Source organism: Agrobacterium sp. CGMCC 11546, from assembly GCF_013365515.1.
GTDB classification, from domain to species: Bacteria; Pseudomonadota; Alphaproteobacteria; order Rhizobiales; family Rhizobiaceae; genus Agrobacterium; species Agrobacterium fabrum.
This window is the reverse complement of the sequence record NZ_CP047388.1, coordinates 768288-792286: the sequence shown is the minus strand read 5'-3', so window position 1 is coordinate 792286 and position 23999 is coordinate 768288. Positions and strand designations below refer to the sequence as shown.

The 23999-nt window shown below is 59.6% G+C and carries 21 protein-coding genes and 1 pseudogene; 8 read left to right on the top strand and 14 right to left on the bottom strand.

What is annotated here, in order from left to right; translation table 11 throughout:
• Positions 1-102: 102 nt before the first annotated feature.
• The 9 genes and pseudogenes from GSF67_RS18425 to GSF67_RS18385 form a co-directional block, all read right to left on the bottom strand.
• The gene (locus GSF67_RS18425; RefSeq protein ID WP_035215786.1) at positions 103-2451 is read right to left on the bottom strand and encodes a polysaccharide biosynthesis tyrosine autokinase; all 2349 of its coding nucleotides are present in this window, start codon (positions 2449-2451) and stop codon (positions 103-105) included.
• Between the two features lie 107 nt (positions 2452-2558).
• Positions 2559-3464, bottom strand: a complete 906-nt coding sequence (locus GSF67_RS18420) for a UTP--glucose-1-phosphate uridylyltransferase (RefSeq protein ID WP_176072063.1) — start codon at positions 3462-3464, stop codon at positions 2559-2561.
• Positions 3465-3548: 84 nt separating this feature from the next.
• Entirely contained in the window at positions 3549-4529 is a 981-nt protein-coding gene (locus GSF67_RS18415; protein ID WP_006313753.1) for a glycosyltransferase family 2 protein, read from the bottom strand.
• On the bottom strand, positions 4529-5473 hold the full coding sequence (locus GSF67_RS18410; RefSeq protein WP_006313754.1) for a glycosyltransferase family 2 protein: 945 nt from the start codon (positions 5471-5473) through the stop codon (positions 4529-4531). Before GSF67_RS18410 ends, GSF67_RS18415 begins: the two co-directional genes overlap by 1 nt.
• A pseudogene (locus GSF67_RS18405) lies at positions 5470-6467 on the bottom strand (glycosyltransferase family 2 protein). Before GSF67_RS18405 ends, GSF67_RS18410 begins: the two are co-directional and overlap by 4 nt.
• A gap of 17 nt (positions 6468-6484) precedes the next feature.
• A complete protein-coding gene (locus GSF67_RS18400) occupies positions 6485-7666 on the bottom strand; it encodes a hypothetical protein (protein ID WP_006313758.1) in 1182 nt (393 codons plus the stop codon).
• Between the two features lie 25 nt (positions 7667-7691).
• Positions 7692-8483: a glycoside hydrolase family 16 protein gene (locus GSF67_RS18395; protein WP_006313759.1), complete on the bottom strand. Its 792-nt coding sequence runs from the start codon at positions 8481-8483 to the stop codon at positions 7692-7694.
• Positions 8484-8487: 4 nt separating this feature from the next.
• Positions 8488-9636, bottom strand: coding sequence for an acyltransferase (locus GSF67_RS18390; protein ID WP_010973532.1), 1149 nt, complete (start codon positions 9634-9636; stop codon positions 8488-8490).
• Between the two features lie 371 nt (positions 9637-10007).
• Positions 10008-11486 carry a lipopolysaccharide biosynthesis protein gene (locus tag GSF67_RS18385; RefSeq protein WP_035215757.1) on the bottom strand — a complete coding sequence of 493 codons (1479 nt, stop codon included), beginning with the start codon at positions 11484-11486 and terminating at the stop codon, positions 10008-10010.
• Between the two features lie 117 nt (positions 11487-11603).
• Between GSF67_RS18385 and GSF67_RS18380 the strand changes: the two genes are divergently transcribed.
• Together GSF67_RS18380 and GSF67_RS18375 are read left to right on the top strand one after the other, a co-directional pair.
• Positions 11604-12569, top strand: coding sequence for a glycosyltransferase family A protein (locus GSF67_RS18380; protein WP_006313762.1), 966 nt, complete (start codon positions 11604-11606; stop codon positions 12567-12569).
• A gap of 51 nt (positions 12570-12620) precedes the next feature.
• Positions 12621-13589: a polysaccharide pyruvyl transferase family protein gene (locus tag GSF67_RS18375; RefSeq protein ID WP_006313763.1), complete on the top strand. Its 969-nt coding sequence runs from the start codon at positions 12621-12623 to the stop codon at positions 13587-13589.
• Positions 13590-13822: 233 nt separating this feature from the next.
• Here the strand turns inward: GSF67_RS18375 and GSF67_RS18370 are convergent, their stop codons facing one another.
• Both GSF67_RS18370 and GSF67_RS18365 read right to left on the bottom strand, forming a co-directional pair.
• Positions 13823-14812, bottom strand: a complete 990-nt coding sequence (locus GSF67_RS18370; protein ID WP_006313764.1) for a glycosyltransferase family 2 protein — start codon at positions 14810-14812, stop codon at positions 13823-13825.
• A gap of 110 nt (positions 14813-14922) precedes the next feature.
• Entirely contained in the window at positions 14923-15201 is a 279-nt protein-coding gene (locus GSF67_RS18365; protein WP_006313765.1) for an exopolysaccharide production repressor protein, read from the bottom strand.
• A gap of 344 nt (positions 15202-15545) precedes the next feature.
• On the opposite strand from GSF67_RS18365, the gene GSF67_RS18360 reads away from it, so the two are divergent.
• Complete coding sequence (locus GSF67_RS18360; RefSeq protein ID WP_010973537.1) at positions 15546-15812, top strand: DUF6074 family protein; 267 nt, start codon at positions 15546-15548, stop codon at positions 15810-15812.
• Between the two features lie 71 nt (positions 15813-15883).
• On the opposite strand, the gene GSF67_RS18355 is transcribed toward GSF67_RS18360, so the two are convergent.
• A complete protein-coding gene (locus GSF67_RS18355) occupies positions 15884-16780 on the bottom strand; it encodes a tetratricopeptide repeat protein (RefSeq protein WP_006313767.1) in 897 nt (298 codons plus the stop codon).
• A 135-nt stretch (positions 16781-16915) separates the two neighbouring features.
• Positions 16916-17143, bottom strand: a complete 228-nt coding sequence (rpsU, locus tag GSF67_RS18350; protein WP_006313768.1) for a 30S ribosomal protein S21 — start codon at positions 17141-17143, stop codon at positions 16916-16918.
• 316 nt (positions 17144-17459) lie between these two features.
• Here rpsU and GSF67_RS18345 point away from each other — a divergent pair, with 316 nt between their 5' ends.
• The 5 genes from GSF67_RS18345 to GSF67_RS18325 are packed head-to-tail and all read left to right on the top strand — an operon-like array spanning position 17460 to position 22953.
• Complete coding sequence (locus GSF67_RS18345; protein ID WP_176072062.1) at positions 17460-18713, top strand: sarcosine oxidase subunit beta family protein; 1254 nt, start codon at positions 17460-17462, stop codon at positions 18711-18713.
• Positions 18713-19123, top strand: a complete 411-nt coding sequence (locus tag GSF67_RS18340; RefSeq protein WP_006313769.1) for a hypothetical protein — start codon at positions 18713-18715, stop codon at positions 19121-19123. Before GSF67_RS18345 ends, GSF67_RS18340 begins: the two co-directional genes overlap by 1 nt.
• An 11-nt stretch (positions 19124-19134) precedes the next feature.
• Complete coding sequence (locus GSF67_RS18335; protein WP_003508553.1) at positions 19135-19449, top strand: sarcosine oxidase subunit delta; 315 nt, start codon at positions 19135-19137, stop codon at positions 19447-19449.
• The gene (locus GSF67_RS18330; protein ID WP_006313770.1) at positions 19446-22406 is read left to right on the top strand and encodes a sarcosine oxidase subunit alpha; all 2961 of its coding nucleotides are present in this window, start codon (positions 19446-19448) and stop codon (positions 22404-22406) included. Before GSF67_RS18335 ends, GSF67_RS18330 begins: the two co-directional genes overlap by 4 nt.
• Entirely contained in the window at positions 22399-22953 is a 555-nt protein-coding gene (locus GSF67_RS18325; protein ID WP_006313771.1) for a sarcosine oxidase subunit gamma, read from the top strand. Before GSF67_RS18330 ends, GSF67_RS18325 begins: the two co-directional genes overlap by 8 nt.
• Here the strand turns inward: GSF67_RS18325 and GSF67_RS18320 are convergent.
• Positions 22950-23990, bottom strand: a complete 1041-nt coding sequence (locus GSF67_RS18320; RefSeq protein ID WP_006313772.1) for a DUF2332 domain-containing protein — start codon at positions 23988-23990, stop codon at positions 22950-22952. The genes GSF67_RS18325 and GSF67_RS18320 overlap by 4 nt on opposite strands.
• Positions 23991-23999 lie beyond the last annotated feature (9 nt).

Below are 23999 nucleotides of genomic sequence, written 5' to 3'. Positions count from 1 at the left end.
TGGCGTTACGCCATCAATGCGCATTTCGCCGGGCAATGCCATCGGTTTGTCGATCGTACCCTAGCAGAAAAAAGGCCCGGTTTTCACCGGGCCGTTTCATGATCAGGCATCTTCCTTCACGGGCGGCTTTGCGTCGCCGTAATAGGCCGAGAATTTCTCGTGATAATGCTCCGAACCGCCGGGGCCGGCATAACGCTGCAATTCCGTCATGTCGGTCTTGTTGAGCACGATGCCAAGCGTCTTGTTGGCGATCTGCGGTTCATTGGCCATCAGGTTCTGCACCATCTGGATCGGCGTTTTGCCCCATTCGGTCACGAAGACGAAGCCGTCCACCTGCGGCGCAAAAGCTTTGGCGTCGATCACGGGAACGACAGGCGCAAGGTCAACGATGATGTAATCGCAGGCTTCGCGAGCAGAATCGATGAATTTGCGCATGCCGGAGGAGGAGAGCAATTCACTCGAATGGGCGAACTGGTTGCTGGTGGAAACCGGCAGGATACCCATCTTGGTGCGCGTATCCACCTTCACCGCCTGCGTCCACGGAACTTCGTCGAGCACGACTTCGACGAGGCCGGCGGATTGGCGTGTCGTCAGCATGCGGCTGAGGCCGGGATTGCGGATATCGGCGTCCACGACAAGCGTGCGTTTGCCTGTCGAGGCGATCAGCCCGGCGAGGTTAAGTGCCACGACCGACTTGCCTTCGTTCGGCAGGCAGGAAATGACGCCGATAACCCGGCACTGGCGTTCCTGAATGACGACATCCGCCGTCAGCTTCACGTTGCGCAGCGTTTCGGCGAAACTGGAGCGCGGGCTGTCGACGGCAAGGCGCAGCATTTTCTGGAAGGAGACCTGCCCGCTTTCGTCAAGCGTAGCGTTCTCGCCCCCGGGGGTGGCGGCGCTATTGCCGGTTTTGGCATTTTCCACGCCTCTTTCGCCGATGAAGGGCAGGTAGCCCAGGAAACGCATGCGCAGATTGTCTCGCACATCGTTGCCGGTGTGGAAGAAGCGATCACGAAATTCCAGAAGTGCGGCGATACCGCCACCCAGCATTAGGCCGAGGATGACCGAAAGCGCCATGGTCATGGTCTTTTTCGGGCTGGAAGGTGATGTCGGCAGACCGGCTTCGGAAATGATGCGGGCCTTGGCGATCGGCAGCGACTGTTTCTGCGAAGCCTCCTCGAAACGACCGAGATAGGATTGGTAGAGGGTGCGCAACGCCGTTGCCCGCTGCTCGAGTTCGCGCAACTGCACCATGGTGATATTGGCTTCGGAATTGCGGCCAGCGACCTTGTCGATATTGTCCCGCAGCGACTGAACGCGAGAATTGGCAACATCAAACTCGTTCTTGAAGCTGCCGGTCAGCTGCTGCAATTCCTGGAAGATTTGCTGCGACAACTCTTTTTTCTCGGCGTCGAGTGCGGTCGCCTGCGGGTGGTCAGCGCCGAATTGCTGGACGATGCCGCGCTGCCGGTCGGAAATGGTGATGTAGCGCTTGCGCAAATCCTGAATGACCGAATTGTCGGTATCACGGGCCGAGACAACGGCATTGTCTACAGCCGTTTCCGGTCCACGGTCGATAATCGATTTATACTGGCTGTAGCGGGCAGATGCCGTGGCGGCATCCGCCTGCGCAGCAATCAGTTGGCCGTTAAGATCGGCAAGCTGGCTTTCCGACATGAGTTCGCCGCGTGAGGACACGATATTGTTGTCGGACCGGAACTTCTGGACTGCGAGCTCCGCCGCCTGGGCGCGCTGGTTGAGGTCGGTCATGCGCTCCTGCAACCATACGGAGGCGCGCTCGCTGGCGTCGAAATTGGCGTTCAGCTGTTCGGTAAGGTAGGCCTGCGCATAGGTCTTGGCGATCTGCGCGGCGAGTTGCCGGTCGGTCGAGCGGGTTGAGATGGCGATGACCGAGCTGCGGCCGACACGTTCCACCGCCAGCGACTGCTGCAGCACGGCGGCCGCCTTTTCGCGGCGTCCGGCGCGGATCGCGGCCTCGGAGACCGGTGGATCGCCCGGCAGGACGAGATCGAGGATGCCGCGCACGGAAGATTTGACGAGTTCGACCGGCGACATCGGCGGATTGACGATGGTGTCGTTCTCGTCGAGCTTGGCCTTGTCGACCACGGTCAGCGCCATTTCCTTGGATTTGAGGATTTCCACGGCGCTGGCGATGCGGTTATCGACGATCTGGGCGGCCGGCACCGGCGATTCCTCTTCCGCATAGCGGGACAGGCTTTCATCCAGGAGCACCTGCGTCATGGCGGTGTAGACGGGAGTTGCAAGCACCAGATAGAGGCCGGCGAGAACGACGGCGGCAATGACGGAGGCAGCAATGACATTGGCACGACGCACCACGGCGGCCCACAGGCGGTCGAGGTCGATGAACGTGTCGGAATCCTTGCCGGATTCCGGAAAACCAATATTGGATTTAAAGGTCTTGTGGTGCATGGACCTACCTTGTGAATTAAAAATGGTACGCGGGAAGCCGAGCATCGCTCGCCTTCCCGCCTCCCGTTATCGGTGCGCCGGCCGCCTCCCCGGTGGCGCGATGAACGTCAGGCCGCCTGGACGCGGCTTTCGTGGTTTGCAATCAGTTCCTTCACCGAAGCGAGGACCTGGGCCTCCATATCCGAACGCATCAGCGAGAAGGCGACGTTGGCGGCGATGAAGCCCTGCTTGCTGCCGCAATCAAAGGTGCGACCCGAATATTTCTGCGCGTGGAACGGCTGCTTTTCAGCAAGTCGCTTCATGCCATCGGTCAACTGAATCTCATTGCCCGCGCCGCGTTCCTGCCTGGCGAGAATATCGAAGATTTCCGGCTGCAGGATATAACGGCCATTCAGGTAATAATTCGAAGGCGCCTTGGACGGTTCCGGCTTCTCGACCATTTCAGTGACGGAAAAGCCGTGATTGACCTTTTGGCCGACGCCGACGACGCCATAGAATGAGACTTCTTCCGGCAGGCATTCCTCGACACCGAGAATATTGCCGCCGACTTCGTCGTAAAGCTCCATCAGTCCGGCAATGCAGCCGCGCGCACCATAGGACACCATATCAGGCAGAAGCAGGGCGAAAGGTTCCTTGCCCACCAGTTCACGCGCGCACCAGACGGCGTGGCCCAGACCGAGCGGCACCTGCTGGCGGGTGTAGCTGACGGTGCCGGCAACCGGCAGCATCTTTTCCAGCTGCAGCACCTGCACGGTCTTACCGGAGCGGGTGAGCGTGTTAATGAGTTCGGGTGCGCTGTCGAAATAGTCCTCGATGGCGGTCTTGTTGCGGCTGGTCACAAAAATAATGTGTTCAATGCCGGCCTGCATGGCCTCATCGACAGCATATTGCACGACCGGCCGGTCAACGATCGTCAGCATTTCCTTTGGCATCGCCTTGGTGGCGGGCAAAAACCGCGTGCCGTTGCCGGCTACCGGAATGACGGCTTTTCTGACAGTTCTGTTCAGGTCCATCGTGTTCTCCTTCATCAAGGTTTGATCTGTCCCCAGTCCCCGCGCAGAGGTCGTCCGCGCGCAAATTTCACGAAATCTGCCTTCTCACCCCTGTATTTTTGCCGCAGGCGCAAACATCGCGTCCCGCAGCCTCCTCAGCCGCACTGCAATGGGCATTCTTAAATGCCCCAGCACGGCGGGATCCCTGATCGTGGTCTTCAAGGCGCCGAGTACCGAGCGGCGCTTGATGTTTTCCACCAATGTCAAAAAATTATGCGCCAGCTGCAGGCTGCGGGCTCTCGCCTGCTGCGCATCCATGGCGGCGGGCAGCAATGTGTAATGGCTCAGGAACTCCTGATCCGCCCGCATCATTGCCTCGACGTGATGAAGTTCGAGCACACGCGAAATCGAGCCTTCGCGGATATTGTAGATATAACCCGGCTTCGGTTCGATGACGCAGAGACCGCCGGCCGCAAGCGCTGAGGCGAGCAGGATATAATCCTCGCCGATGCGGATATCCTCGCGGAAACGCAGTCCCTCGTTATTGAGGAAGTCGCGCCGGAACATCGGTTTCATATAGCCGAAGTTGAAGGTGGAGCGGAACAGGATGTTGGAGGAAATGAAGTCCTCAAGCGTGAGAACCGCTCGTTCCTCCAGAAATTCTTCGGGAAACATCGTCTCCATCGGCCTGCCGTCGGTGTAGACGACATCGAGATTGTCGACCGCGACGGCGGCATTGGCGGCTTCGGCCCGGCACATCATGCAGGCGGAGCGCTCCGGGCGGATGACATCGTCGGAATCAAGCACGGCAATCCAGCGTCCGGTCGCGGCTTCGATGCCGGCATTGCGCGCACCGCCCGGACCACGATTTTCTTCGAGTGCAAGCAGGCGGACACGGGAATCGATGGCGGCAATCGCCTCCACGAACGGGATGGTATCGTCAGCGGAACGGTCATCCACGACGATCACCTCCAGCGTTACACCCCGCTGGTCGAGCGCGCTTTGAACGGCGGCTTCGATCGTATCGGCGGCATTATAGGCGGCGATGACGAAGCTGATATCGGGTGGCGAGGCAAGATTTTCCATCAGGTCGCCTCCACTGCACCATATTGGCGGATTTCACGCACGCCGAAGGCGCCGCTCATTGAGCCCATATGCAACGCGCCACGCAGCGCATAACGATTGCGGCGTACGGCGTTGAAACCGTTCAGCGCGGCAAAGACGGCGCAATAAAGCGCCTTCGAACCGGCCCTCAGCACTTGCACCACGCGGCGTGCACCGGGCTTTTTCTCGGCCAGCACACGGCCATGGGTCTGGCCGGAACGGAAGCGGCGCTTTGCAAGCCACATGAAGCTTGCGCGATTTTCCGGAACCGGCTCCGATAGCACGGCATCTTCCGCAAAGACGATGCGGCCGCCGGCGGCGTGAAGATGCGAGAAGAAATGCGTGTCCTCGCCGCCGCTCTGGCCGAGCGCCAAGGCGAAGCGCCGGCCCTTCACCGCGGGCGCTTCCATCTTGAGAAGCGTGTTGCAGGTATAACCGGTGATGATCTCGCCATTCACCCAGACTGGAACGGTCGAGTGGAAATCACCGCGTTTCATCCAGCCCGGGGCATTGTCCCGGTACACCGCCGTCACGGGGCCTAGAACGGTTTCCGCACCGGTTTCTTCGGCCTTTTCGAGAAGGGCGGTGAGCCAATGTGGCGGGGCGGTTTCGTCATCATCGATGAAGGCGAGGTAATCCGCCTTGCATTCTGACAAGCAGGCATTGCGGGCAATCGAAATATTCGATTTCGGGCAATGCACATAGGTAATCTCGAAGGGGGCGGTTTCGCGCAGGCGATCGACGCTCGCCTTGGCACTCGGCTGCTCGTCATTATCGGCGACGATCAAGCGAATTTTCACGCCTTCCGGCACGTCCAGCTCGAAGAGTGACAGAAGTGTGGCAACCAGCGCCGGGCGTCTGTAGGTGCAGATGCCGATATCGACGGTTTTCGAATCATGCGGGAGGGTGACGGTGTTGTCGGTCATGAGACAGCCTTTCTTCCCCGGAATTTCAGGAGTTCCAGCCAGAAGCCGGTGGACCAGGCCAGATGCATCACCATCGCCGAGAAGGCGGCGAGGGGGCCGTATGGGTTTTTCTGACCTATTGCCATCCACAAGCCATAACCCACACATGCGGCGATCCAGAGGCCGAGCGGAATAAGCGCCGCCCAATGCACGAGCGACAGCAATGCAAGCACGAAGACCGGCAGCACGGCGAGCGGAATCATCTGGCGGATCTTCGGGATCGAGCGATGTTTCAACAGGTTCTTCGCGCGGCCGCGACCATAGGCGAGATATTGCCTGAAGAGCGGCATGACGCTGGCGCGCGGATAATAGGTCATGCGGGTCTTGTCGGTCATCCAGATGCGAAAACCGGATTTGCGCAGCCGGAAATCAAGCTCGGCATCCTCGTTATGGCTGAAGCTCTCGTCATAACCGCCGACCGCATCGAAGGCGGCAATCCGCATCAAGGCGTGGTGGCCGTGATCGATCCAGTGACCCTTGGCACCTTCGCGGTGCTTGGAACCGCCATTGCCGAGCTTGGAATTCTGGGCGATGGCCGTCGCCTTCTGAAACAGGCCGTGGCGACCGTATCCATGGCGACGACGACGGAATCCGCGCCGGTACGATCGGCATCCTCGATCAGCCGCTGGCAATAATCATCGGGATAATCGCCATGGGCGTCGATGCGAATGAGGTAGTCAAAATCCTCGCCAAAGGTCGCAACGGCAAGGTTGATGCCGGCGCTCTGAATGCGCTTCGGATTGGCAAGCAGCGTGACGCGGTCATCCGTCGCTGCGAAGGCGGAAACGATATTGCGGGTTCCATCCGTGCTGCCGCCATCGGCAACGACGATGCGGAAAAGACGCCCCTGCATCGCGCCGGTGAATTTGACAAGCAGCCCCTCGATCGTCTTTGCCTCATTGAGGCAGGGAATGACGATCAGCGTTCTGATGCCGGAATGACCAAGACCTTCCATGATTTGCCCCCTACGCACTACACGGGTGAAAACTGCGCTTCACGGGCATGGCCGGAAGCGGATTTGGAAAGCGAGGACAAGTGCTGCACCAGCTGACGGCAATCGTCGCGGTCCGTCAGCCATTGTTTCCTGTTGATTGCCGAGAGGGTGTTGAAGGCGCCCGCATAGGTTTGCGGCGTCATTTGGCCGAACAGGGCGGCGAGATCGTCCGGGCGTGCATGTGACAGGACAAAGCCGATGTCGCGTTTTTCGATGAAACGGGCGGTTTCCGTGCCGGCAAGCGCAATCGGCAGCGTGCCGTAAAGGCAGCCCTCATAAAGCCGGTTGGGCAGCAGCCAGCTCGAATTCTGGCCCTCCTCAAAAAAGTCGATCGCCCAGGTGAACTGCACCTCGTTGTAGATGGCGGCAAGATCCTCGGGGTTTTTGTATGGCCCGTGGAAATGCACATGCGGGGCGGCAGCCACGAAACCGTCGAAATCGGCAAATTCAGAATAGGCCGGCCGGCCGCGCAGGATGATCTCGACCCTGCCTTCCATGCGACGGGCAAAGTCGGCAAGGATTTCGAGCGATTTGCGGCAGCGAAGTGCGCCGAACCAGCCGATTTTCCAAGGCTCTCCGGGGGCCGGTGCGCGCGGTTGCGGCGTGGCGGCAAAGGTGGCGTCGAGCGCCAGCACCTTGTTTTCCTGCAGAAGGACGGGAAGGTTAAGGCCGGAGACGGGCTTGAAATAATGCTCCACGAAGGCCGGAGAACTCGTCACCAGCAGCTTAGCGTCGCGGGCGAAATAACGCTGCGCTGCATTCAGCATCTGACCGGGCTTGCCCTTGTTGAGAAGCAGGCGGTGAATGTCGAGACATTCGTAAACCAGCGCCGGCTCGCCGAAATAGATCGACATGGCCCGCTTTGCCAGCGCCAGCATTTCGAGGTTTCTGGCGAGAATGACGTCAGGGGCCGGAATGCCGCCCAATGTCTTGCCCAGAGAGAGGCTGGCTTTCGCAACCGCCGCCATGCGCTGCAGAAACTGTCCGTCGGCGGTTTCCCCGAGCACAACGGGAACGACACCCTCGATCTCCGCCAGCCGGTTCTGCCCGCGCCGGAAACCCGCCAGCGTGACCCGCGCCCCGCCCGCAAGTAGGGTCAGCACCCGCCGGCGAATGGCGGGGTCCGACAGATCATGCGCGAGATAAAGAACATGGGTCATACGGGGTTCCGGTTTTTAAAATCGGTTAGTTGAGGGCGCAGGCGATGGATTCCGGGAACTGGCACTTGTCGCCGAGCGCCGTGAAAGCGAAACGGTCGACGATCATCTGGGTTGCGCCGGTATAAGAAAACTTGCCCATCCAGTCCTTCAGCGTGTCCGTTCCCCACAGGCTGAAGAAAATCTTCTGGGCGTTTTGCGGGATTTTCGTCTCGTCCGTCACTTCATGGACGAGCTTGCCATTGACGTAATAACGCAGGCGTTGCGGCTCCCAGACGAAAGCGTAGTCGTTAAAACCGGCATCGGCTCCGCCTTCCACCGGCACCAGCTTCTCATTGCCGCCCTTGGCGGCAATATACTGGTTGAGCTGCACCTTGCCGGTATTCTTTCCCAGCACCTCGAAGTCGATTTCATCGTGCGGTTTCTTGTCTGTCGGGCCGATATAGGTGAAGAAGGCGGAGTTCAGGCCCGAGCCGGTAGCGGCCTTCATGCGGGCCTCATAGGTGCCGTAACGATAACGCCCCTTGGTCTGGATTTCTCCGCAGGCAAAGTTGCGCTCGCCGGCCTTGGCCTCCTCGAAACCGAGCGTCAGCTGGCCGTTTTCGACCGTCGCCAGCTTCTTCGACCAAGTGCAATTCTGATGTGCGCCGTTGTTCCAGCCGTCGGAAACATACCAGAAGCTTCTGTCCATCTGGTCGAAGTTCTCGATGAAGGACATGCCATTGCCTTCCTGCGCGTGGATCGGTGCTGCGAAAGCCGTGATCGAGAGGGCTGCGGCAAGAAAAATGCGTGTCTGAACGCGGGTGACAAATGTTGTCATTGGTTCACCTCTGTCGTTGCGAATAAAGCGTTTCGGATGTGGGCGGGCCGATGATGGAATTCCGTTTGTTCGCAACATCGGCTTTCGTCCTGCGTTTGCCGTTACGGCTTCCCGTCAGCACGCCATAGATGGCCGGCAGGTATTTGCGGGTCTGGGCGTTGCTGATCACCAGAATGACGAAGGCGGAAAGCGTCGCGCTGATATAGAAGGCGGGATAGAAGTCCGGGCCACCCTTGTTCCAAACCATCCACATGATGACAAGCAACGGGTAATGGGCACAGAATATCCAGAAGCTCAGGCTGCCGGTGTCGGCAAGCCGTTGGCCAAGCCGGCTGCGGATGAGGATCGAGGAAGAGACCCAGAAACCGAGCGCGCCGAAGACGGCGAGCAGATTGCGCGACATGTTGAGCCAGAAGGTAAATTCCGGGCCGGTGAAATAAAGGCCGGTCGCCAGCATGGCGGAGGCGGCGAAGGTCAGCGCCATGATCGGCAGGGCATAGGGATCGAGCGCCTTGACATCGACCCGGTGCAGCGCGAGCGCAATGCCGAGCGAAAAGCTGAAGAGGATGGATTTTTTCTGGACGATGAAGATTGTCAGGTCAGGCATCGCCGTAATGATGAGCAGGATCGCCAGTGTTGGCAGCGCGAAACGGCGCATCAGAAAGGCAAGCACCGGCGACAGCAGGATGCAGACGAAGAGATCGCGCAGGAAATACAGCGGCACATTCACCGGCAACTCTTCGAGCGCCGTTCCGTGGCTGATGATTTCACGCGGGCTGGCGTTCCAGAGATCGGGGAAATAACCCACACCGACATCGAACAACTGCACCAGCAGCACAACGGCAAACAGCGCACCATTCCACAGCAGGAAGGGTAAAAGCACGGTTTTAGACTTGGAACGGATCGTTGCCGGATAATCGAAACCGCTCATGCCGCGACGAAACAGCAGGTAACCGGATATCGCGCTGAGACAGGGGACGCCGATGCGGAACAGCGCATCGCCCAGGAAAACCCGCAGCCAGTCAAAGAACCCGTAGAGGCCGAGAAATGGGCTCGTTTCGGCATCGTGCGGCACATGCACGAACACGATCCCCGAGATCAACAATATGCGCATCAAATTGATACGGGAGGATAGGTTCTGATCGACAGTCACATCAGTCACCCCTATTTGGCGGCGTCTCCCCACGCCGCGTTGCAACCAGAGCGAACTTGCGCCCGCACTGGAAAGTCTGGTTTCGACTTTGGGATAAAATGTGGCGACGCGGGAAAAACACAAGCTTAGATTTTGCGGGTGAATGTCTGGCGTTTTAGCCATTTGCGGAGTCGTCAAAAGACAAACAGTTGAAATAAAATGATTTTTATACAATTTATCCGTCGTTAAAAATCTCTAAACTGTGTGGATTTGTCGTTTGTCGTGATGTTGCACTGCAAAAACAGCGGTGTCCGGCCTTGCTGCGGCGGACGGGCGCGCCGCGGCAAGGACCGGTTAACGGCGGAAATGAGGCGTACTTCCCGACGAAATTTCTAACCTTGGGTTGCGGTATCGCGCATGCGCCGTGATTTCACCATCCCAAGGATTTTTCCCAGCAGCGCCCTTTCGGTCAGCAGGATCAGGACGCCATAGATAACGCCACCCGCGGCGGCACCGACAAGGACCTGAAGGGTGGCGCTCGGAATATGACCCGAAAGGACGTGAAGCAGATAACGCACCGCAACGGCCATGATCAGCGCCGCGATCATCGGCCTGCTGCTGACATAGAGGCCGCGGAAAAACGGTGTATCGCTTGCCTTGAACACGGCCCAGGAATAGGCGACCAACGTCACCGCATTGACGATGCAGAGCCACACCATGGCGTCGATCAGCGTACCATAAAGGGCGGCAAGCCACACCGCAACCGTGGTGACGATGGCGCGGACCGTCGCGGACCAGAACAGCACGCGACCGTAACCAGCGCCTTTGAGATAGGGAATGAAGGTGCTGCAGGGGGTGAGAATGGCCTTGGAAAGGGCAAGAAGACCGAGAACCGGCCAGGCATAGGCCCAGTTCTGTCCGAAGATCACGAGCATGGCCGGCTCGGCCACGGCCCAGAGGCCGAACATCATCGGCGCGAGCAGCACGGTCAGCACCTGCGTGCTGAACATCAGGGCATCGCGGCGGCGCTGGGGATCGTCCATCATACGGCTGAAGGCCGGAAACAGAACGCCCATGACGGCGGATAGAACCACCTGATTGGGGATGCTGGCAAAGCGGTTGGAGGCGGAATAGGCGCCGGCATCGGCAAGACCGAGATGCCTGGCGATGACCACCATCGGCGACTGGAAGGTAACGAAATTAGCGATTTCCGAGCCCATCAGCCCGGAACTGAAGCCGAGAAGCGGCACCAGTCGGCGCGGTTTCATGACGAAACGCGGGCAATAGCGCGAGACGGCGTAAAGACCGACAAGCCGGATGAGGGCCGCGGCAAAAAGCTGGATGATAAGCGCCCAGACGCCGAAGCCGAGAAGCGCCAGAGCCACCGCCACCACCGCCGCAATGCTTTCCGAAGCCATGCTCCAGAGCGCGTCCTTGCTGAAGTTCATCCGCCGGGCCAAGAGCGAATAGGCGACATCGCCGGCCAGCTGCAATGGAATGAGGAAGGCCATGATGCGCAGCAGGTAGGCGCTTTCCACCGCGCCCAGCAGCCCGCCGAAAAATTCCGCGAAGATGTAGAGCACGGCGGCCATGGTGCAGGAGATCGCCAGATTGGCCCAGAAGACGGTATGGATCGTATCCATATCCTCTTCCTTCTCGACGATCAGCGCAGAGGTCAGTCCCGCGCCGGCAATCATGGTCAGGAACTGTACAACCGTTAGTCCTACCGCCACCACCCCGAATTCTTCCGGAGAGAGGAGACGTGCGAGGATGGGGACCGTGACAAACTTAAGCCCGAATGTCCCTGTTTTTGATAAAACGCTCCAGCCGACATTCGTGGTGATGGTCTTTACATTTGGCGCTGGGGGCATACAAGCATCCTGTTTCTGGAGGCCGGCGGGAGGAAGCCGGTTGGGAGTTGCCGATACCATCGGGGCCGCTTTTAGGATCGGGCCCGACACTTCTTGATCAACGCAAGGGGCGAAACAATGGCAAGATTTACTGTCGTCATTCCCTACTACCAAAAGCAGCACGGTGTCTTGGGACGTGCACTCGCATCGGTTTTTGCGCAGACTTACCAGGACTTCGATCTTGTCATCGTCGATGACGAATCGCCATACCCGATCGATCAGGAGCTTGCGGAAATTTCGCAGGAACAGAAAGACCGGATTATTGTCATTAAGCAGGCCAATGCCGGTCCGGGCGGTGCGCGCAACACGGGTCTCGACCATGTGCCTGATGGCACAGACTATGTCGCCTTTCTCGATTCCGACGATATGTGGACCCCCGATCATCTGCGCAATGCCGCCTTCGCGCTTAACACCTACGGCGGCGAGTGCTACTGGGCATCCATGCAGGCAAGTGACGAATTTTATTATCATTTCGCCATTTCCGAGCTGGAGAAGAATGAGGGTGCGGCACGGCTTTCCGAGAAACCGCTGGTGATCGAACTGCCGGATCTCGCCAGCGTCATGCTGCGCAACTGGAGCTTCCTGCATCTCTCCTGCATGGTGATCGGCCGTCCTCTTTTCGAGAAGATCCGCTTCGATCCAGCGCTCAGACTGGCGGCCGAAGATGTGCTGTTTTTCTGTGATTCCATCCTCGCATCGAAGCGCACGCTGCTGTGTGACGATGCCGGCGCGATGCGCGGAATGGGCGTCAATATCTTTCACAGCATCGACAATACCTCGCCGGAATTTCTGCGCCAGCAGTTCAATACCTGGGTGGCGCTCGATACGCTGGAGGGGCGTTTTTCACGCCGGCCGGCCGATGTGGCCTCGATTGCTTCCTATAAAAACACCGCCCGCAAACAGGCGCTGTGGAGCCAGGCCGGCAATCTGAAACGGCGCAGGGCACCTCAATTCGGGCTGCTGTTCAAATGGGCGATGCGTGATCCCGCACTGCTGCGTGCCGCTTTCGAGCTCGGTGCAGGAAAAATCGGCCGCTCAAGATGAGCGAATTCTCGCCCGCAAGAATTTATATGTTTTTTACCCAGGAGTGACCTCATGAAACCTTACCACTGGGAATCTCATCACGGCAATTTTGGTGACGATCTCAACCTGTGGCTGTGGGATTTTCTGCTCCCCGGCCTGCGCGATGTGCATGACGACGTCATGCTGGTCGGCGTCGGCACTGTCCTGAACGATGTTCTTTTGCCCGGAAAACAGCGCAAGCTGGTGATCGGCAGCGGTTATGGTTATGGCGCGGTGCCGGATATCAGCACCGAGTTCTGGGATATTCGCTGCGTGCGCGGCGAAAAAACCGCGGCCAAGCTGGGTCTCGCGCCCGAAAAGGGCATTGTCGATCCGGCCGTTATGGTCACCGAGATGCCGGACTTCAAAGGTCTGCCCAAGCTTTACAAGAAGACCTTCGTTCCCCATTGGGAATCGGCGGAATTCGGCATGTGGGAAACCGTGTGCGAACCGGCGGGCCTGACCTATCTCGACCCGCGCGGCGAGGCGAAGGCGGTCATTCGCGCCATCGCCCAGTCGGAATTCATCGTGGCCGAATCCATGCACGGCGCAATCCTTGCTGATGCCTTCCGCGTGCCGTGGGTCGCGGTCAGCACCTCGCCGTCGATCAACAGCTTCAAATGGAGCGACTGGGCCGGCAGCGTCGGTGTCGACTATCAGCCGCGTTATGTTCCGGTCTCCACCCGCGCCGAGGCCGCGAAAAAAGGCTCGCGTTTCTGGGGCATGAGTTTCCCCTCACCGTCAGCCCCAGTTGTCGCCGAGGCCGGTTCTGCCCAAGCGCATAAAAGCCCGGCGCATGAGGGTGACGTGCTGGTGCGGCCACAGGAAACGCAACCCCGGTCATTGCGCAAACTGGCCAAGCAGGTGCTGGCCGCGCCTTCCACGCTGGCACTCTGGCAGGCAAGCCGTGCGGAACCGCGCCTCAGCCCGGATGGCCGGCTGGAGGAGCGCAAGGAGCGTTTCGCCGCCGTTCTGGAAACGGTGAAGCGGGATTATCTTTGAGGGTGAAGGCCATAGACGCGGCAGAGAACTTTTTGCCGCCTTCGCGCTTGGGGATGCCGTTCTCTAACGTCTCTGTCGTCATTGCTCGCACTGCCGTTCATGCCAATTGCGCCGACGTCATCCTCGGGCTTGTCCCGAGGATCCGCAACGTTTCGATTTTCTGCAACGGGATTAGATCCTCGGCACAGGGCCGAGGATGACGGCAGAGAGTTTGGCGAGGTGGTCTTTCCCGCTCACGAAACCGGCGTGCCATCCAGCAGATAACGCACATCCCTGACCGGCGGCACTTTACGGAAGCGCGCAGTCTTGTCGCTCCAGATGCCGCGCGTGATGGCGGGCAGGGCGGGTAGCCGCGTCAGGGCGTGGCTCAGCGCGCCGCCCATGCCATTCTGCTTTTTTGCATCGAGAAAATGGCGAAGCTCGAACTTGGCGCGGATGTGTTTTTCATGTTCGCGCAAGATTGTCTTTTCCTCGGCCGAGAGCTGGCAGCCAGCCAGAATGGCGTTGTCCGCCTCGTATAAACGACGAAGATCTTCCGTGCGATGGCGGCCGCTCAGGGAGTTGCCGCGAACGATCGCGCCGTAACCGCAATGGCGGATGACCTTGTAACGCGCGCCGGCAGCAAGGGCCCGCACGTAAAGTTCGTAATCCTCGCCGAGCCGCAGGCCCTCGTCATAACGCAGCGCATGTTTGTCGAGAAAATCGCGACGTATCACGGGTTTCAAGAAGCCAGTTTCTCCGCGTTCCACACCGGGCCTGGAAATATTGCCTTCCACGAATTCCGTGAGCGACAGATACCGCGCCTGCGGTTCGAAGCGGGCCGGCTGCATGGAGGATGCGCCGGGAACCGATTGCTGGATGAAGGCGATATTGTCGGCCACCAGGTCCCAGTCGTCATCGGCCAGCATGGCGGCAAAACGGCCGCGGAAAAAGAAATCGTCCGCATCGAGAATACTGATGAGCGGGGCAGAGGAAATCGAGATTGCATGGTTGCGCGCAGCCGAAGGGCCACGATTAACCTCGAATCGCACAACCCGGAGCCGCCCCGTGCCGTCATCCGCCGCATGCGCCACATCGCTTGTCGTATCGGTGGAACCATCGTCGATCACCACGACCTCGCCGACCTCAGGTTCCACAAGTGCGGAGCGAATGGCGATATCGATTGTTTCGGATGCGTTTTTCGCAGCGATGATGACGCAAATGGGCTGTGAACCGCTCACCATGTGTTGTCCTTCTGCTTTGACCAACCGTCAGGATTTGGCCAGCAGAAAGTGTCATGGGTGTGGATGCAAGCGATTTTTTTGCGACGCAATAAATGAAGCTTCTTAAAAGCTCACATATCGGTCAGTTTGGCACCATGCGGCGGGGCGCTTTTGACCGTGTCCGTCGCAATTGTCTCGGCGTTGCGATCCAGCAAGAAGGTTTCCCGCATCCGCCGTTTTTCCCTGCTGACAAGAACCAGAATCCCAATAAAATAACCGACCTGCAGAATGACGGCACAGATGAGGGTCTGGATGAAGGCGGTATAGAACGATCCGTGGATGAAGTATGTGGCAACCGCAAAAGCAAGCAATGCACCGATCATGCTGAAAAAAACACGAGGTGCATACATGGTGCTCTCCTCCCGAGAACGATTTCTCCGTTTTTGGCTGCGCTGCGGCATTTTTTTTCTTTGCAAGAAATATACGATGAGACCGGTGTTGTTTCAACACACATATATACTTCTTCTAACGCCAACCGCATGAAATTTCGGTAATCCGGATTGGTAAATTGCTCGGTAATCGGTGACTTGCCCCCAATCGGGGCTGCCGCGCGACGCCGTTTCATGTTTCTCAAAGGGCATGAAACCCTTCTCACGCAGCGATTGCAGGCTGTCTTACGCGTTCTGCAGACTTCGTTAACCATCTCGCCTTTAAAAAGTCGGTATTGATTCCTCAGCAAGAGCAAGGTGCCCGCGTGACAACGAGTTCAGAAGTAATCGCCTTTCCGGCAAAGAACCGCATTGCCGACGTAAAACGATGTGCAACCATGCTCGACCGACTGCATGGTGTGGAGGCGAATGATTTCTGGCGCAAGGAGTGCCGCGAACTGGCCGCCCGTCTGATGGCGCTCGGTTATGAGGATGCGGCCATGCGGCGCGAGGTCATGGAATTTCAAAACGCAGTGCAGGCGGAATTGTGGGCGGGCGACGCCACGCCCGAGGCGCGCCGCGACAGCCATTGAGGCGCTTTCGGTGCCATTAAAAAAGCCGGCGGGTGATACACCCGCCGGCTTTTTTGTTCGTACCTGTTTGATCAGGAAGCGCCCGCGCCGCGCGTGCGTGCAACACCATCGAGCGCCGGCTTGTATTTCGGGTCGAGCCGCGCTGCGTGCGAATAGGACTTTGCGGCCTTGGCCATGTCACCGCGGCGCTCATAGACCAGCGCCTGGTTGGCCCAGGATTCCGCCACCTTGTCATCGAGCGAAATGGCGTGGTTGAAATCGGCAAAGGCATTTTCGTCGTCGTTCAGCGCGACATAAGAAAGGCCTCGGCCGTTATAGGGCTCCGGCGATGTCGACGACAGCGAGATTGCCTTGGAGAAGTCCTCGATCGCCTGGGCATGCTGGTTGCGCAGCTGGTAGATCAGGCCGCGATTGTGCCAGGCGCGTCCGTCGGTGGTTTCCAGCTCGATGGCGCGGGAGAAATCGTTGAAGGCTTCGTTCACGCGGCCGGACTGGCGGTAAAGATTGCCGCGGCCGATCAATGCAACATCATAGCTTGCATTGATCTGCAGAGCGGCGTTGTAGTCCTGCAGGGCCTGCTGCTGCTGTCCGCTATTGCGGTAAACGAGCGCGCGGTTGGCGTAGGCCTGGTAAAAGCGCGGGTTCAGCTGCAGCGCCTTGTTGAAGTCCTCGATGGCGCGGCGCGAATCGCCGGCGCGGCCATAAGCCGAGCCACGGACATTGTAACCTTCCGGATCCTGCGGATTGGCGTTGATGACCGAGGTGAGCGAGGCGATGTTTTCCTGCGAGCCCTGGGCACGGTCGATCCTGAACACATCTTCCGTCTGGTTGGATGTCGCACAGCCGGAAAGACCGGCAAGCACAGTACAAATGACCAGAGAAGCGCGAAACCCTCTGTTGTTTTTCAATGGCAACCGGCGCGTGGAGGCATCGGCGTTTTTCACAACACAGGCGTCGACAGCGATCATTCGGTGTGGGTTCCCTCGCAGGCCGGTCTCATAATCGTTGTCCCACGATTTGTCTCCGACCACAAACACAAAGAGCGGTGGCGAATTGATCGCCCCCGCCCAACAAGCATTCAAAAACGTCCAAAAGACGACCTATTAACGGCTCGCGCGCGGGGCCGCAATCAGACCTTCGCGCTGCGCACGCTTGCGTGCCAGCTTGCGAACGCGGCGAACGGCTTCAGCCTTTTCGCGGGCGCGCTTCTGGGAGGGCTTTTCGTAATAATCGCGCATCTTCATTTCACGGAAAATGCCTTCGCGCTGCATCTTTTTCTTCAGGGCGCGGAGCGCCTGATCAACGTTATTGTCGCGGACTAGTACCTGCACGTTAAACCCGTTCCTTTAGTTTGGTTATCTTGCTGTGCGAATAAAGGCATTCGCACGCAAACAAAAATGGTCCGTCCGGCTGGCGAGCCGGGCGATTGGTGTGGTGCAATATCAGATCATTTGCAGCAAGTCCAGCCGGTAGCGCATAATCCCCCTGCAAAATGCGGCGTGTCCCGCATTCTGACCGCAATGTCGAAACAAAATCATTGCGACGTCGCAAAATGAATATTGCCTCCCCTCCCGATTTGCCATGTGTATGATACGGGCCGGGACTATGTTTACGGCCTCTGGCCGGTTCTTGAGGAGCAGACTGCGAATGCGCAAATATTCCGTTTTTGCCGTGGCGCGTGAGGCGTTGCGGGGTCATAAAGGGTGGGATGCGCAATGGGCCTCGCCCGAGCCGCGCAAGGACTATGATGTCATCATCATCGGCGGCGGCGGCCACGGGTTGGGCGCTGCCTATTATCTGGCCAAGGAACACGGCATCACCAATGTCGCGGTTCTGGAAAAAGGCTGGCTTGGCGGCGGCAACACCGGCCGTAACACCACCATCATCCGCTCCAACTATCTCTATGAAGAGAGCATGGATATTTATGAGCATTCCCTGAAACTGTGGGAAGGCTTGAGCCAGGACCTCAATTACAACGTCATGTATTCGGCGCGTGGCGTGATGATGCTGTCGCACAATATTCATGATCGGCAATCCTTCAGCCGCCACATCAATGCCAACCGTCTTTATGGCATCGACAATGAGTGGCTGACGCCGGAGCAGGCAAAAGCCTATTGCCCGCCGCTCGATATATCAGGCAATGCGCGTTATCCCATCAATGGTGCTGCCCTTCAGCGCCGCGGCGGCACGGCGCGCCACGATGCGGTGACATGGGGTTATGCGCGCGCGGCCTCGGACCGCGGCGTGCATATCATCCAGAACTGCGAGGTCACGGGCATTCGCCGCGGGCCTGACGGGGCTGTAACTGGCGTCGAGACCAATCGCGGTTTCATCGGCGCGAAGAAAATCGGCGTCTCCGCCGCTGGCCATTCCTCGGTCATCATGAAAATGGCTGATGTGCGCGTTCCCCTGCATTCCAATCCATTGCAGGCGCTGGTGTCAGAGCCGCTGAAGCCGATCTTCCCCTGCGTTGTCATGTCCAACACGGTACATGCCTATATTTCACAGTCCGACAAGGGCGAGCTGGTGATTGGTGCCGGCACGGACCAGTATAATTCCTATTCCCAGACCGGTGGTCTGCAGATCATCACCCATACGCTCGACGCCATCTGCGAGCTCTTCCCGATTTTCCGGCGTGTGAAGATGATGCGGCAATGGGGCGGCATCACCGACAACACACCTGATCGTTCCGCCATCCAGAGCGTGACGCCGGTGCCGAACCTCTTCGTTAATTGCGGCTGGGGTACGGGCGGCTTCAAGGCAACGCCGGGTTCGGCCAATCTCTTTGCGCATCTCATCGCCCGCGGTGAACCGCATCGTCTGGCGGCCGGCCTGACGCTCGACCGGTTCCGTACCGGCCGGCTTATCGACGAGGCTGCCGCTGCCGCGGTAGCGCATTGATGCTGGCGGCGGCCATGCTTGCGATCAACATATCCGGCGTGGCCGCGGCCGTGCCCGTCGGCAGCGTCATTCCCGAGGTACAGGATTTTCGCAGCCAGAAAATCCGGAAGATGCAGGGTGAGAAAGACTGGCCTTTCATGGCGGAAAAAGGCCTGCTTCTCTGTGCGCCAAGTCTGGCGGACAAGATGGTCTATTTTGTCGGCGAGAAGGAGGATGGCGAGCAGGACTACCCCTTCGCGATCGACACCGACATGATGGCGGTTGCCATCGTCAATATGGGCCGGGCCTCGGCGCTGCGTCCCTTCGATAATTTCGAGCAGCTTTTAAAGCGGCTTTCCCCTTTCGTAGCCATGGGAAAGCGGCTGTGTGACCAACCCGCCGGAACAGCACTTCCGGAAAACTCTCTCTAGGTGGAGCGACGATGCTTCTGATTCATTGCCCCTATTGCGGGGAAGACCGTTCCGAACTGGAATTCCGCTGGGCGGGCGAAGCCCATATCGCCCGGCCGGAAAACATCGCCGATATTTCCGACGAGGCCTTCGCGGAGTATTTCTTCATTCGCGACAACGACAAGGGCCTCGTTTTCGAGCGCTGGCGTCACATTCACGGCTGCGGCCGTTTCTTCAACGCCGCCCGCGATTCCGTCAGCGATAAATTCCTGATGACCTACAAGGCCGGCGAACCCAAACCGGATACTGAGACGGTCCTTTCCGCAGAAAAGGGAGCCGGACAATGAGCGGCGACTATCGTATCAAGGGCGCCGGTCGCCTCACCCCGGCCAGAACCGCGCGTTTCACCTTCGACGGCAAGATTTATCCGGCGCTGGAGGGCGATACCGTTGCGTCAGCGCTTCTGGCCAATGGCGTGCATCTGATCGGCCGCTCGTTCAAATATCACCGCCCGCGCGGTTTCCTGTCTGCCGGACCGGAGGAGCCGAACGCGCTGATTGACGTGTCGCGAGACAGCCTACGCAAGCAGCCCAATGTGCGCGCCACGGTGCAGGAGGTGTTCGACGGCGCCATCATTGCCTCGCAGAACCGTTTCCCGTCGCTGTCCTTTGATCTGAGCGCCGTCAACGACCTCCTGTCGCCGATGTTCGCGGCCGGTTTTTATTATAAGACCTTCATGTGGCCGAAGGCCGCCTGGCACAAGATTTACGAACCGCTGATCCGCCGCGCTGCCGGTCTCGGCAAGGCGCCGAGCGAACCGGATGCTGATCATTATTCCGGCCGTTATGCCCATTGCGACGTGTTGGTCGCCGGTGCCGGCGTTGCCGGCCTGACGGCGGCGCTGTCGGCGGCGAAAACAGGCGCCAGCGTCATTCTGGTGGATGAGAATGCCGAGATCGGCGGTGCGCTGCGCTTCGATACCGGCGCGGTGATCGACGGTCTGCCCGGTTACGAGTGGGCGCAGAAGGTTCTCGCCGAACTTCAGTCCATGTCGAATGTGCGGGTTCTGACGCGCACGACGGCCTTTGGTTATTACAACCACAATTTCGTCGCGCTGGCGGAGCGCGTCACCGATCATCTCGCCACGCCGGCCAGACACCAGCCGCGCGAGCGGCTGTGGCAGGTGCGCGCCAAAAAGGTGGTGTTGGCCGCTGGTGCAATCGAGCGCCATATGGTCTTTGCTAACAACGACCGGCCGGGCATCATGCTGGCTGCAGCTGCCCGCACCTATCTCAACCAGTACGGCGTGTCCGTCGGCCATAATGTCGGTGTTTATACCGCCCATGATTCGGCCTATGAGACAGCCTTCGACCTGAAAAAGGCCGGCGTGAAGATCGCCGCCATCGTCGATTGCCGCGAGAACCCGGACCAGCGCCTGCTGGACGAGGCACGGGCGCTCGGCATCGAAGTGCTGGCAGGCCACAGTGTTTACAACACCGCCGGCCGCCTGCGCGTGTCTTCCATGACCGTTGGCCGCAATGGCGGCTCCAACAAGCGCAAGATCGCCATAGACGCGCTTGTGGTTTCGGCGGGCTGGACGCCGTCCGTGCATCTCTTCTCACAATCGCGCGGCAAGCTGAAGTTTGACGCGGCTAACCAGCGTTTCCTGCCTGATATCCATGTGCAGAACTGCGTTTCCATTGGCGCCTGCAACGGCACGGACGATCTTGCCGCGATCATTGCCGAAGCGGCAGCTGCCGGCGGCGGTTCGGTGGCGTTTTCCGGCGAGAATGCAAGGGCCTGGACCGGTGGCATGATCGGTGCGGCCGAAGGCGCGGGTGAGGGCACCGGCGTCAAGGCCTTCATTGATTTCCAGCACGATGTCTGCGCCAAGGATATCCGCCTTGCCGTGCGCGAGGGCATGCATTCCGTCGAGCATATCAAGCGCTTCACCACCAATGGCATGGCGTCCGATCAGGGCAAGATGTCGAACATGCATGGCCTCGCCATCGCGTCGGAAGCGCTTGGCCGGGATTTGCCCAAGGTCGGTCTCACCACCTTCCGCCAGCCCTATACGCCGGTTACTTTCGGCACGCTCATCAACCATTCGCGCGGCGCGCTGTTCGACCCGACCCGCAAGACACCGATGCATGAGGAAGAGCTGGCAGCCGGCGCGGTGTTCGAAGACGTCGGCAACTGGAAACGCGCCTGGTTCTTCCCGCGTGCGGGCGAGGACATGCATGCGGCGATCAACCGCGAATGCAAGACGGTGCGGACAAGCGTCGGCGTGTTCGATGCCTCCACACTCGGCAAGATCGAGGTGGTCGGTCCGGATGCGGCGAAGTTCTTGAACCTCATCTACACCAATGCCTGGGATACGCTGAAACCCGGCCGCTGCCGTTATGGCATCATGACCCGCGAAGACGGCTTCGTTTATGATGACGGCGTTGTCGGGCGTCTGGCCGAGGACCGCTTCCATGTGACGACGACGACAGGCGGCGCGCCGCGTGTGCTCCAGCACATGGAAGATTATCTTCAGACCGAATTCCCCGATCTCAATGTCTGGCTCACCTCGGCGACCGAACAATGGGCGGTCATTGCCGTGCAGGGGCCGAAGGCGCGCGAGGTGATCGCGCCCTTCGTCGAAGGTATCGATCTGTCGCCGGAAGCCTTCCCGCATATGGCGGTGGCCGAGGGCAAGTTCTGCGGTGTGCCGACGCGGCTTTTCCGCGTCTCTTTCACCGGCGAACTTGGTTTCGAAATCAATGTGCCGGCCGACTATGGCGCAGCCGTCTGGTCCGCGATCCGTGACAGGGCGGAAGCCGTCGGCGGGTGCCTTTATGGCACCGAGACCATGCATATTCTGCGTGCGGAAAAGGGCTATATCATCGTCGGTCAAGATACGGATGGCACGGTGACACCTGACGATGCCGGGCTCGCCTGGGCCGTTTCCAAGAAGAAGACTGATTTCGTCGGCATTCGCGGCCTGAAACGCATTGACCTGACGCGCACCGGCCGCAAGCAGCTCGTCGGTTTGAAGACGAAGGACAGGCTGACCGTGCCCGACGAAGGCGGCCAGATCGTTGCCGATCCGAACCAGCCGAAGCCGATGACCATGCTTGGCCATGTCACCTCCGCCTATTGGTCGGAAAATCTCGGCCACTCCATCGCTTTTGCGCTGGTGGCGGATGGCAGGGCGCGCATGGGCGAAACGCTCTATATTCCGCTTGCCGATAAAACCATTGCCGTCGAAGTGACCGACATGGTCTTCCTCGACAAGGAAGGAACCCGTCTCAATGGCTGACATGCTGCACGCAAAACGCAAATCCGTGCTCGAGGATTTTCACGGCGGTTCGCCGTTCGTTTCGCTGAAACCCGCCGCTTCCGCCTCGCGGCTGTCGTTGCGGGCGCGGGAAAGTGCCGTGCCGGCGCTTTCGGAAGCACTAGGCCTTGCGCTTCCCACCAGCCCGAAAGGCTCCGTCACATCAGGCCTGCGCTTTGCTCTGTGGCTCGGCCCGGATGAGTGGCTGGTGATCGATCAGGGCGAAAGCGACCTGATGGCGGCGCTTGCCGGCGTCTCCGGGCTGTTTTCCGCGACCGATGTTTCCCACCGCAACACAGCCGTCATCGTTTCTGGCGCGGGCGCGGAAGCCGCACTCAATGCCGGCTGCCCGCAGGACCTGTCTCAAGCGAGGTTCCCTGTCGGCGCCTGCTCGCGCACGGTTTTCGGCAAGGCGGAAGTGGTGCTGCTGCGCACGGCGGATGATACATTCCGGGTGGAATGCTGGCGTTCCTTCGCGGACTATGTCGGTGGGCTATTGCAGGAAGCGGCGGCCGACGTGGCGGTTTAGCCGCTCCAACCCCGCCATTCCACCCATTGTCCATGGAAATCGGCCCGGCCGATCTCCTGTTTATCGCCGGTGGGCCATATCTGCAGGGTAATTGCGGCACCGCCAGGTGTCGCATCCGCCTCCATTTGCAGGCGCGCAAGCGGGGCTTCCGGCGTGGCGCGGGCTCCGGCTTCAGCGATCGATGCCTCGCCCGCCTGTTTCAGGGCATCCGGCAGATATTGCCAGGCGATGGAGTGATAGACGACATGGGTCGCGCCAGTATGTTGCGTGGCAAGGCGGCGTTTCAGCCAGTCGACCGCATCGGCTTTCTCCACCTGCAGGCCGTTCTCCACCGCGATCCGTAAGGCAGCGGCAGTGCGCTCCAGCCTGTCGGTCTGGTCGGCCCAGATATAGGACATCAGCCGCAGGCGGTCCTCGGCCGAAGAGGGATCGAGCGGATTGAGGTCGCATCCCGCACGCTCAATGACCTCGATCCGCCCATCCGGCGGGGTGCCGCCGCGCCATTCCGGCGACAGGAAGACATCGGATTGTTCGCCCCATGCAAAGTCGCCGAGACGATAGCGGTATCGGTCAAATTGCAGGTTGAGCCCGGCGCTCGCCCCCACCTCGGACAGCACGAGCGGCTTGCCGGTGTGCTCGGCTATCGAAAGAAAGCCCGGCAACAGCACGGCGGAACGGCGGACCTCGTTGGTCTGCGGCGGCGATTTCAGCCTTTCGAGGATAAAGACCTGATGGAACCGCAGGGCGCTGGCGCAGGCCTGCCACAGCGCCTCCTCGTCATCAGGCGGAATATCGACAAGTGGCGCGATCTTTTCTTGAATGGCGAGCGCGTGCAGCGCCCCCGCCAGCCGCAGGGGAACGGAATCACCGGAGGGGCCGACATCGCCGGGCCAGGACAGGATCGTCTCGCCCACCTCCGTCTGGCGGTCGAGCCTTGCGGCCACGGCGCGACAAAGCCGTGCGGTAAAGGGAGACCCGAGGCTGTCGCAGGCCTTTGCCTGAACGAGAAACGCATTCCTCACGGCTTCGTCATGCATGGTCTGCAT

Coding starts and splice junctions, on each gene's coding strand:
- GSF67_RS18425 (WP_035215786.1), bottom strand. CDS start 2,451: ATGCACCACAAGACCTTTAAATCCAATATTGGTTTTCCGGAATCCGGC.
- GSF67_RS18420 (WP_176072063.1), bottom strand. CDS start 3,464: ATGGACCTGAACAGAACTGTCAGAAAAGCCGTCATTCCGGTAGCCGGC.
- GSF67_RS18415 (WP_006313753.1), bottom strand. CDS start 4,529: ATGGAAAATCTTGCCTCGCCACCCGATATCAGCTTCGTCATCGCCGCC.
- GSF67_RS18410 (WP_006313754.1), bottom strand. CDS start 5,473: ATGACCGACAACACCGTCACCCTCCCGCATGATTCGAAAACCGTCGAT.
- GSF67_RS18400 (WP_006313758.1), bottom strand. CDS start 7,666: ATGACCCATGTTCTTTATCTCGCGCATGATCTGTCGGACCCCGCCATT.
- GSF67_RS18395 (WP_006313759.1), bottom strand. CDS start 8,483: ATGACAACATTTGTCACCCGCGTTCAGACACGCATTTTTCTTGCCGCA.
- GSF67_RS18385 (WP_035215757.1), bottom strand. CDS start 11,486: ATGCCCCCAGCGCCAAATGTAAAGACCATCACCACGAATGTCGGCTGG.
- GSF67_RS18380 (WP_006313762.1), top strand. CDS start 11,604: ATGGCAAGATTTACTGTCGTCATTCCCTACTACCAAAAGCAGCACGGT.
- GSF67_RS18375 (WP_006313763.1), top strand. CDS start 12,621: ATGAAACCTTACCACTGGGAATCTCATCACGGCAATTTTGGTGACGAT.
- GSF67_RS18370 (WP_006313764.1), bottom strand. CDS start 14,812: ATGGTGAGCGGTTCACAGCCCATTTGCGTCATCATCGCTGCGAAAAAC.
- GSF67_RS18365 (WP_006313765.1), bottom strand. CDS start 15,201: ATGTATGCACCTCGTGTTTTTTTCAGCATGATCGGTGCATTGCTTGCT.
- GSF67_RS18355 (WP_006313767.1), bottom strand. CDS start 16,780: ATGATCGCTGTCGACGCCTGTGTTGTGAAAAACGCCGATGCCTCCACG.
- GSF67_RS18345 (WP_176072062.1), top strand. CDS start 17,460: ATGCGCAAATATTCCGTTTTTGCCGTGGCGCGTGAGGCGTTGCGGGGT.
- GSF67_RS18340 (WP_006313769.1), top strand. CDS start 18,713: ATGCTGGCGGCGGCCATGCTTGCGATCAACATATCCGGCGTGGCCGCG.
- GSF67_RS18335 (WP_003508553.1), top strand. CDS start 19,135: ATGCTTCTGATTCATTGCCCCTATTGCGGGGAAGACCGTTCCGAACTG.
- GSF67_RS18330 (WP_006313770.1), top strand. CDS start 19,446: ATGAGCGGCGACTATCGTATCAAGGGCGCCGGTCGCCTCACCCCGGCC.
- GSF67_RS18325 (WP_006313771.1), top strand. CDS start 22,399: ATGGCTGACATGCTGCACGCAAAACGCAAATCCGTGCTCGAGGATTTT.
- GSF67_RS18320 (WP_006313772.1), bottom strand. CDS start 23,990: ATGCATGACGAAGCCGTGAGGAATGCGTTTCTCGTTCAGGCAAAGGCC.